This is a genomic window from Arthrobacter paludis (assembly GCF_056782315.1).
This window is the reverse complement of the sequence record NZ_JBXAEW010000023.1, coordinates 1-8,262: the sequence shown is the minus strand read 5'-3', so window position 1 is coordinate 8,262 and position 8,262 is coordinate 1. Positions and strand designations below refer to the sequence as shown.

Here is an 8,262-nt window from a genome sequence, read left to right as displayed (position 1 = left end):
CGCTAGGCCGAGCCGGCCAGAAGCCCAGCACGGCGGCGGCCCTTCCCCCCGGGGGAAGGGCCGCCGCCGTTTCTGCGGGGGTGCCGGCCTAGTGGACGACGACGGGCTGGAACCCCTCGGCCCGGAGGTTGTTGAGCACCCGCTCGGAGTGCTCGCCGCCCTTGGTCTCCATGTCGATGGTGATCGCGACGTCGCCCATGGACAGGGCGCCGCCGATGCGGGTGTGGTCCACCCGGGTAACGTTGGCGTCGGACTCGGCGATGACGCGCGAGATCGCGGCGAGCTCGCCGGGGCGGTCGTCGAGCATCATCCGCACCGTCAGGTAGCGGCCGGCGGCCGAGAGGCCGCGCTGGATCACCTTGAGCATGAGCAGCGGGTCCACGTTGCCGCCGGAGAGGACGACGGCGATGCTCTTCGGGGCGGGGTCCAGGTGGGCCAGCTTGCCTTCCAGCAGGGCCGCGACGCCGACGGCGCCGGCCGGCTCGACGACGAGCTTGGAGCGCTCGAGCAGGAACACGAGAGCCTTGGCCAGGGCGTCCTCGTCGACGGTGACGACGTCGTCGACGAGCTCGCGGATGATCTGGAACGGCAGCTGCCCCGGCCGCCCGACGGCGATGCCGTCCGCGATCGTCGAGACCCGCTCGAGCGGCACGAGCGCATCCGCCGCCAGGGACGGCGGGTAGGCGGCCGCGTTCTCCGCCTGGACGCCGATGACGCGGATCTCGCGCCCGAGCTCCTTCGCCTTGGCCTTGACCGCCGTCGCGACCCCCGCCAGCAGTCCCCCGCCGCCGACGCCCATCAGGACGGTGTCCACGTCGGGCACCTGCTCGAGCAGCTCCAGGCCCAGGGTCCCCTGCCCGGCGATGATGTCCGCGTTGTCGAAGGGGTGGACGAAGACGGCCCCGGAGGTGTCGGCGAAGCGCTGGGCCTCGGCCAGGGCCTCGTCGACGTTGTGCCCGTGCAGGATGACCTCCGCGCCGTGGTCCCGCGTGGCCGTGAGCTTGGGCAGGGCCACGCCCATGGGCATGTAGATGCGGGCCTTGATCCCGAGGCGGCGGGCCGCCTGCGCGACGCCCTGGGCGTGGTTGCCGGCGGAGGCGGCGACGACGCCGCGGGCCTTCTCCTCGTCGGAGAGGCGGGCCATGCGCACGTAGGCGCCGCGGACCTTGAAGGAGCCGGCCTTCTGCAGGTTCTCGCACTTGAGGTTGACCTCGGTCCCGGCGTGCAGGCTCAGGGCGCGGGAGTGCTGGACGGGGGTGCGGGACACGACGCCGTCGAGCAGTTCGGCCGCGGATTCGACGTCGGCCAGGGTCACGGGGAGGGTGGTCTGGGGGTCCATGGGGCTTTCCGGGTTGGTGGGACGGTCGGGGGTTGGGGCGGACGGCGCCTAGGGGTCGGCGGGCCCGGGGTACGCTCCGGGCGCCGCGCCGGGGAACCGGTCGGTCGGGGCCGCCGGGCCCGCGGGCCGGGCCGGCAGCTCGCCGTCGAGGTCGGCGGGGGCGTCGACGGTTCCGGCCGCCGCGCCGCGGCGGAGCCGGCGGGGCACCCGCCCGCCGGCCTCGGCGGCCGCGCCCGGCCCGCCGGGCGTGTGCCCGGCGAGGGCGGGGTCGTCCTCCCAGGCGCGCGCGGCGATGTAGCGGACGACGGCGTTGACCACGGCCATGACCGGGACGGCGAAGAGGGCCCCCGCGATGCCCGCGGTCATGGAGCCGCCGGCGACGGCCAGGACGACCGCCAGCGGGTGCAGGCTCACGGCCTTGCCCATGACCAGCGGCTGGAGGATGTGGGACTCGGCCTGCTGCACCACGAGGACGACGGCGAGCATGACGAGCGCGTTCACCCACCCGTTGGCGACGAGGGCGAGCAGCACGGCCAGGGCGCCCGTCACGAGCGCACCGATGACGGGGATGAACGAGCCGAGGAACACCAGCACGCCCAGCGGCAGGGCCAGCGGCACGCCGAGGATGAACGCGCCGAGCCCGATGCCGACGGCGTCGACGAGCGCCACGAACAGCTGCACGCGCACGTAGTTCACGAGGCTGAGCCAGCCGCGCCGGCCGGCCCCGTCCGTGGCGGCGCGGGCCCGGGCGGGCATGAGCCGGACGCAGAACCCCCAGATCCGCTCGCCCTCGAGCAGGAAGAACACCAGCGCGAACAGGGCCAGCAGGATCCCCGCGGCCACGTGCCCGAGCGTGGTGCCCCAGGAGAGCGCCTCGCTGGCGATCTCGGAGCTGTTGGCCTGCACCTGGGCCAGCACGTCGGCCAGGTAGGTGTTGAGTTCCTCGGTGCTGATGCCCAGCGGCCCGGTGGCGAGCCACGCCTGGACCTCGGCGAGTCCGGCGAGGGCCTGGTTCCACAGGCTCGCGAAGCCGCGGGCGAGGGTGCGGCCGGTCAGGGACAGGGCGGCGGCCACGAAGGCCAGGAACCCCAGCACGGTGATCCCGGTGGCGACCCCGCGCGGGATCCGCGCCCGGACCATGGCGCGCGTGATCGGGGCGAGCAGGCCCGCGAGCAGGGCGGCGGCCATGAGCGGGATGACGAGCAGCGAGACGTAGGTCAGCAGCCACACGAGCAGGCCCGAGGCCAGGACGATGACCGCGACGCGCCAGGACCAGGCCGCGGCGATGCGCATGGCGTAGGGCACGGTGGCGGTCGCGTCCTTGGCGCCGGGGGCGCTCACAGGCACGCGACCAGTCCCCACTGCGCGCGGAGGGTCTCCCCCGGCTCGAGCCAGCGCAGGCCCTCGCCGCTGTTGTACGCGTTGGCGGGCGCCGTCATGGGCTCGACGGCGACGGCCAGGTCCCGGCCGCGGTAGCGCTCCGTGACGAAGACGTGCGCGTACGCGAACTCGGGCGACGCCCAGAGCTCGAGCGTGCGGCCCTGCGGGTCCTCGAGGCGGTGCCGGTAGCGGCCGCCGTCGCCCGGGACCAGGTCGGCGATGGCGGCGTCCAGGCGGACGTCGGCCAGGCGCCGGCCGGCGCGGAAGTCGTCGTCGCCGTCGACGGCCGCCGAGCCCGTGGGGATCAGCTGGTCGTCGGTGAGCAGGCGCCGGGAGCCGTCGACCGTCAGGACGAGGTCCGCGGTGGGGGTGTCGCCGAGGCGCAGGTAGGGGTGGGCGCCGAGCGCCGCCGGGGCGCGCCGGGCGGAGAGGTTCGCGAGCTCCTGGGTGACGGTCAGGTGCCCGTCGCCGTCCAGGGCGTAGGTGGCGGTGTGCCGCATGCGGAAGGGGAAGCCGTGCTGCGGGTGGATCTCCGCGGCCAGGGACACGGAGCCGGCGGAGTGCCCAACGGCCCGGTAGCCGGTGTTGCGCAGGAGCCCGTGGGTGGCGTTGCCGCGGGAAGGCTCGGTGATGTCCAGCTGCTGGGCCTCGCCGTCGAGCATCCAGCGGCCGTCGCGGATGCGGTTGCCCCAGGGGGCCAGCAGGATGCCGGAGCCCAGCGGCGGCAGCTCGTCGGCGTCGAACGGCTCGACCAGGTCGGTGCCGCCGCGGCGGTACGTGCGCAGGGCGCCCGCAAGGCTGGCGAGGGTCGCCTCGCTGCCGCCGGCGGAGATGGTGAACTGCTCGCCGGTGGCGGAGTCGGTGGATGCTGCGTGCGGACCCATGGGCCTACGTTATCGCCTGCGGGGCGGGCTGCCGGAATGCGTGACGGGCCGGCCGCGCAGACGACGGCGGGCGGCACCCCTGGTGGGTGCCGCCCGCCGCCTGCGGATCGGGTGGGTCCTATTCCTCGCCGCGCAGGATCGCGATGATGCGCAGGATCTCGACGTAGAGCCAGACCATGGTCACGGTCAGGCCGAACGCCGCGGTCCAGGAGTAGCGCTCCGGGGCGCCGTTGCGCACGCCGTCCTCGATGGACGTGAAGTCCAGGACCAGCGCGTAGGTGGCCAGCAGGACGGCGAGGGCGCCGAGCGCGAGGCCGAACACCCCGCTGCGCAGCCCGAACATCCCGTCGACGACGCCGAAGAGGGACAGGCCCAGGTTCACGAGCGAGAACAGCACGTAGCCGCCCAGCGCGATCATGAACATCTTGGTCATCTTCGGGGTCGCGCGGTACTTGCCCGAGCGGTACAGGGCGAGCGTGACGGCGAAGACGGACAGCGTCGCGACGACGGCCTGGACGGCGATGCCCGGGTACATGCCCTCGAGCACGCCGGAGAGGCCGCCCAGGAACACGCCCTCGACGCCGGCGTAGATCAGGATCAGCGCGGGCGAGGGCTCGCGCTTGAAGGAGTTGATGAGGCCGAGGACGAGGCCGAGCAGGACGGCCGGCAGCATGAGGCCGGGCAGCTGCCACCCGACGGCCGCGCCGATCGCGACCAGCACGAAGCAGAACACGGTCTTGGCCACGACGTCGTTGACGGTCATGCGCCCGGTCTGGGCGGGGCCGGCGGACGGGCTGGCGTACAGGCGCTGCAGCTCCTCCGGGCTCATCGCCTGGGACTGGTGCGCCATCGCGGGGCCCGCGTGGGCGCCCGGGTTGGTCTGTTCACGGAAGGTCCTCGAATTGAAGACCGGGTTTCCCCCGAGTGCCATGGATCCTCTCCCTGGTTAGTGGTTGGTTTTCACCCTACCGGTACAACGCCCCACGCCGTCAGATGTTCCCGCGCCGGCCGGACGCGTCCGGGAGAGGCCCCTATGACGTCTGGAGCCGTCTCAAATACCCGTTCAGATTGGCGAAGTTGAGACTTTGGCGAATGAGACAGGGTCTTGAGACGCACCGCTTCCCGTGCACCGCACAAGAGAAACTCCGGAATCCGGCCGAACATGGAGGCCTCGGGTCCACGAGAGAGTCGCCCCGGGCAAGCGTCGCATCAAACGTTCGTTTATTGGGACGCCTTCAGTGCAGTGGCGTCCGAGACTGACCTCTGCAGGAGAACCCGGTTGATGCAGCTACCACGCACGCGAGCGCGTGACGCGGAAGGATCACTCCGGGGAGCAGTCGTAGAGCCAGGATGGAGAGGCCTCTCCTCCGAGCTGTCCTATGGCGGGCAGGCGTTCGTCATCGGGGGCCTCGAAAGTCACGTAGTCCACTGAGTGCAGGCGACCTTCTTGCACCCAAAGGTTCAGATGACCCAGCAGGAATTCCCCGTCGAGTACTTCGACGCTGGAGAACGGCCCACCTGGATGCTGAGGGATCTTCTCCAAGCCGATTTCCTGGGGTACTTCGAGGAGGAAGCATTCGCACTCGTCATGTTCCCAGCCGCCCCAGAGGGCGTGCTTCGCTTGCTCGCGGGCTTGTTGGGCACCTGGCCATTCACCCGCACAGAGAAACTCCAGCAAGGCCTGCTCCTGTTGACTCAAGGGTCCACCGGGCGTCCGTTCGCGATTGCGCTCCATGGCTCAAGTATCGCTGTCTACGCAGGCGCCTTCGGCCTGGAGAGCGAAAGCGGGGCGCCGGCACGACCTGGGATCTCTTGATCAACGGGGCAGCTAGCGATAATGCTGCTGGATGGGCGATGGCGAATGAGCAGGAGGTCGTCCATATACTTCTCGGGAACCCGAGCCACTGGAGGAGGATGCCTGGATGAATGAGACAGGAGCACGGGGCATCCCGGCTAGAACGGCCATCCTCTACTTTTTGGGGGCTATGGCGGTCGCCTGTCTTGTCGCCGCCGGCGTTGGCTTTCTCTTCGGGCCCGCTTTGGGATACTTCGACTCTTTCTCGGAAGGCTTTTTCTCCTCTCTTGCCATTGCGGCAGCGGCAGTCGTCTTCGGAGCAGGTGCGTCCGTTTGGAGAAGCAAACGCAACAATCGGGCCCGTTGATCCCTTCTATTCACCAGAGCGCCCTCCGCTCCCTGTCTGGAACGCCGTCGCGTCAAACGATCGTTTTCTGAGATGGTGCGGGCTTCCCCTCAACCCTTGCCCGTGTTGCCATTTGTCCTGCCGATGGCGTTCTTCCTGCCCCGTCGCCAGATGATCAAGTTGCCTACGGACAGCGCGAGGGACGAAAACACAACGACCACATACCAAACGAGCAATTCGCCCTCTGCCCGGGTGGCTAGTACGGACTGAATCAGAGCAAACACGAACCAACCAACGCCCCCGATCAAATGGGTGCGGGAGCCTGACCGGCCTGATTTCCTGCATTGTTCCGTCACGCCTCCCGTCTCCATTCATCTGTGACTGCTCGAACCGTCGGACGACGTCGTTCGGAGATGCCCGCCCCGTGCCTTGGAATCGCCCAGAACGTGAGGGCTGCCAAGGACAGTCCCGCCAGAGTCGCAATGCTCGAGATCGAAAACCCCGCGGGCGTGTACATGCTGAGCCCGATTCCCAGCGGGATCCACAGGATCGCCCAGATTAGTGCGTCCACGATGGCTCCGAAGCGGTATCCCCGACCGATCGTTCCGAGAGCCACGGCGCTGAGGAATGAAAGCCCCATACCCCCTACTAATCCAATCGCATATCCACGCGTAACGTCGTTATCGACGGGGCCTGGGTAATTCGAAACGGTCTCCTGCCCCCACTCCACCATCCAAATGGCTACAGTGAGTCCGCCGAACACCATCGCGACGTTCACAGTTTGGGCCAGCCAAATAACTGTCCTGCTTGCACTGCGGCCCACGCACGTCCGGCCTACTAGGTCTTGGTCCCCCTCGTTGCGCGAGCCAGCCACGATCCAGTCCTCCCCACTGACCTCGCCAGAATTTGGATTGAGCCTACTGTCGAACGGCGCAGTCAGCTGAGGAGCCCGAAATAGAGGTTGTCCCACCGATGAATCGTTTATGGGGACTACAACTACGTCGGGCTAAGGTCGCGTTCACGTGACGCGTTTTCGCGACAAAAGGAGTTATTTAGGGCGCCCGCTCGCTCTGACCTCTGCCTGAGATTCACAAGTATGAATCTCCAGTGTTGAATCGGGTCACCGGCAGCCCTGCAGGCCTTTTGGTTTGGGAAGAGGTAGCTGATGTTTTCGTTTTTCCCTAAGAAGGGCGAGATCTGGTCCTATCGCGATCGTGGCCGGACACTTGCCTTCATAGGGGCGGCGTCGATGATCGGATTTATCGTACTGGGTCTCTATTTTCTCTTCTCGGCTAAGGATTGGCTCGTCTTTGCCGGCGGCCTACTGGGGCTTGCGCTGGTTGCGGCCTACGCGTGGGACAACGAGCGAACGCATAGGGACGAGGGGTAAACGGTGCTTGGCGACCATGGGCCTCCAGGCATTGTCCCCGGGCCGGACGAGGGGGACGGGGGGCGGCCTAGCAATCGCGTCATTGCCGAAGCCTTCGCCGTTCCGGTGATTGGGGCAACCCTGATGGGTGTCCTCTCTAGGGTGTTCGGATTCGCGACTGCCCTTTGGATCATGTCTGCGTTGCTGTTGTTGGCGTTGTCCGTCTTGATACCTCTGTTGATTCGTCGGAACCGGAGGCAGCGTGAAGCGAAACCGCCTGACACGTCTTCAGATCATTAGGTCCTAGGTGAGAGATAGGCGAGGGACGATCTCTATTTGAAGTGGACGGAGGGCGTGTCAAAAAATCTGTGTAAGGGGCCGGTCGGTTAGCCGTTCTGCCGGGTGGTCAGATCGGTAGTCGATTGGGGAACTGGATGGCGAAGGCGTTCAGGGCCTGGTGCCATCCCTGGGTGCCGGTGCCGAGCTCGCCGCCGCGGGTGGTCTCGATGTTCCGGATGCCCAGGTAGACCAGCTTGATCGCCGCCTCGTCGGAGGGGAACGAGCCCCTGGTCTTGGTGATCTTGCGCAGCTGGTAGTTGATCGATTCGATCTGGTTGGTGGTGTAGATGACCTTGCGTATCTCGGGGGTGAAGGCCAGGAACGGGGTGAAGTCCTCCCAGGCGTTGCGCCAGGCGAGCACGGCGCCCGGGGCCTTGGTGCCCCAGGCCTCCTCGAAGGCCTCCATGGCCATCTCGGCGGCCTGCACGGTGGGCGCGGTGTAGATGGGGCGCATGTCCTTGGCCATGGCCTTGCGGTCGCCGTAGGAGGCGTAGCGCATGGCCGAGCGCAGCAGGTGCACCACGCAGGTCTGCACCACGGTCTCCGGGTAGATGCTGTTCACGGCCGCCGGCAGTCCGGTGAGCCCGTCGCAGCACAGGATCAGGATGTCCCGCACCCCGCGGTTGCGGATTTCGGTGAGCACGTTGGCCCAGAACTTCGCCCCTTCCGAGGCGCCCAGCCACAGGCCCAGGACCTGCTTGCGGCCCTCGACGTCCACCCCCACGGCGACGTGGCAGGCCTTGTTCACCACGACCCCTCCGTCGCGGATCTTGAGCCAGATCGCGTCGATGTACACGATCGGATAGACGG

General features: G+C 68.2%; 6 protein-coding genes. All 6 read right to left on the bottom strand.

Translation table 11 applies throughout. The features are described 5' to 3' along the window. Nucleotides 1–88: 88 nt before the first annotated feature. A complete protein-coding gene (ilvA, locus tag AC1Q5D_RS16300) occupies nucleotides 89–1,339 on the bottom strand; it encodes a threonine ammonia-lyase (protein ID WP_481739508.1) in 1,251 nt (416 codons plus the stop codon). Nucleotides 1,340–1,387: 48 nt separating this feature from the next. Then, a complete protein-coding gene (locus AC1Q5D_RS16295) occupies nucleotides 1,388–2,686 on the bottom strand; it encodes an AI-2E family transporter (protein WP_481739507.1) in 1,299 nt (432 codons plus the stop codon). Then, nucleotides 2,677–3,603: an aldose 1-epimerase family protein gene (locus tag AC1Q5D_RS16290; protein ID WP_481739506.1), complete on the bottom strand. Its 927-nt coding sequence runs from the start codon at nucleotides 3,601–3,603 to the stop codon at nucleotides 2,677–2,679. Before AC1Q5D_RS16290 ends, AC1Q5D_RS16295 begins: the two co-directional genes overlap by 10 nt. Before the next feature lie 118 nt (nucleotides 3,604–3,721). Continuing rightward, nucleotides 3,722–4,534 (bottom strand): Bax inhibitor-1/YccA family protein, encoded by an 813-nt coding sequence (locus tag AC1Q5D_RS16285; protein ID WP_481739505.1) that lies wholly within the window; start codon nucleotides 4,532–4,534, stop codon nucleotides 3,722–3,724. A 390-nt stretch (nucleotides 4,535–4,924) separates the two neighbouring features. Then, a complete protein-coding gene (locus AC1Q5D_RS16280) occupies nucleotides 4,925–5,338 on the bottom strand; it encodes a hypothetical protein (protein ID WP_481739504.1) in 414 nt (137 codons plus the stop codon). Between the two features lie 2,181 nt (nucleotides 5,339–7,519). Beyond that, on the bottom strand, nucleotides 7,520–8,262 hold a 743-nt coding region (locus tag AC1Q5D_RS16275; protein WP_481737538.1), incomplete at its 5' end, for an IS256 family transposase.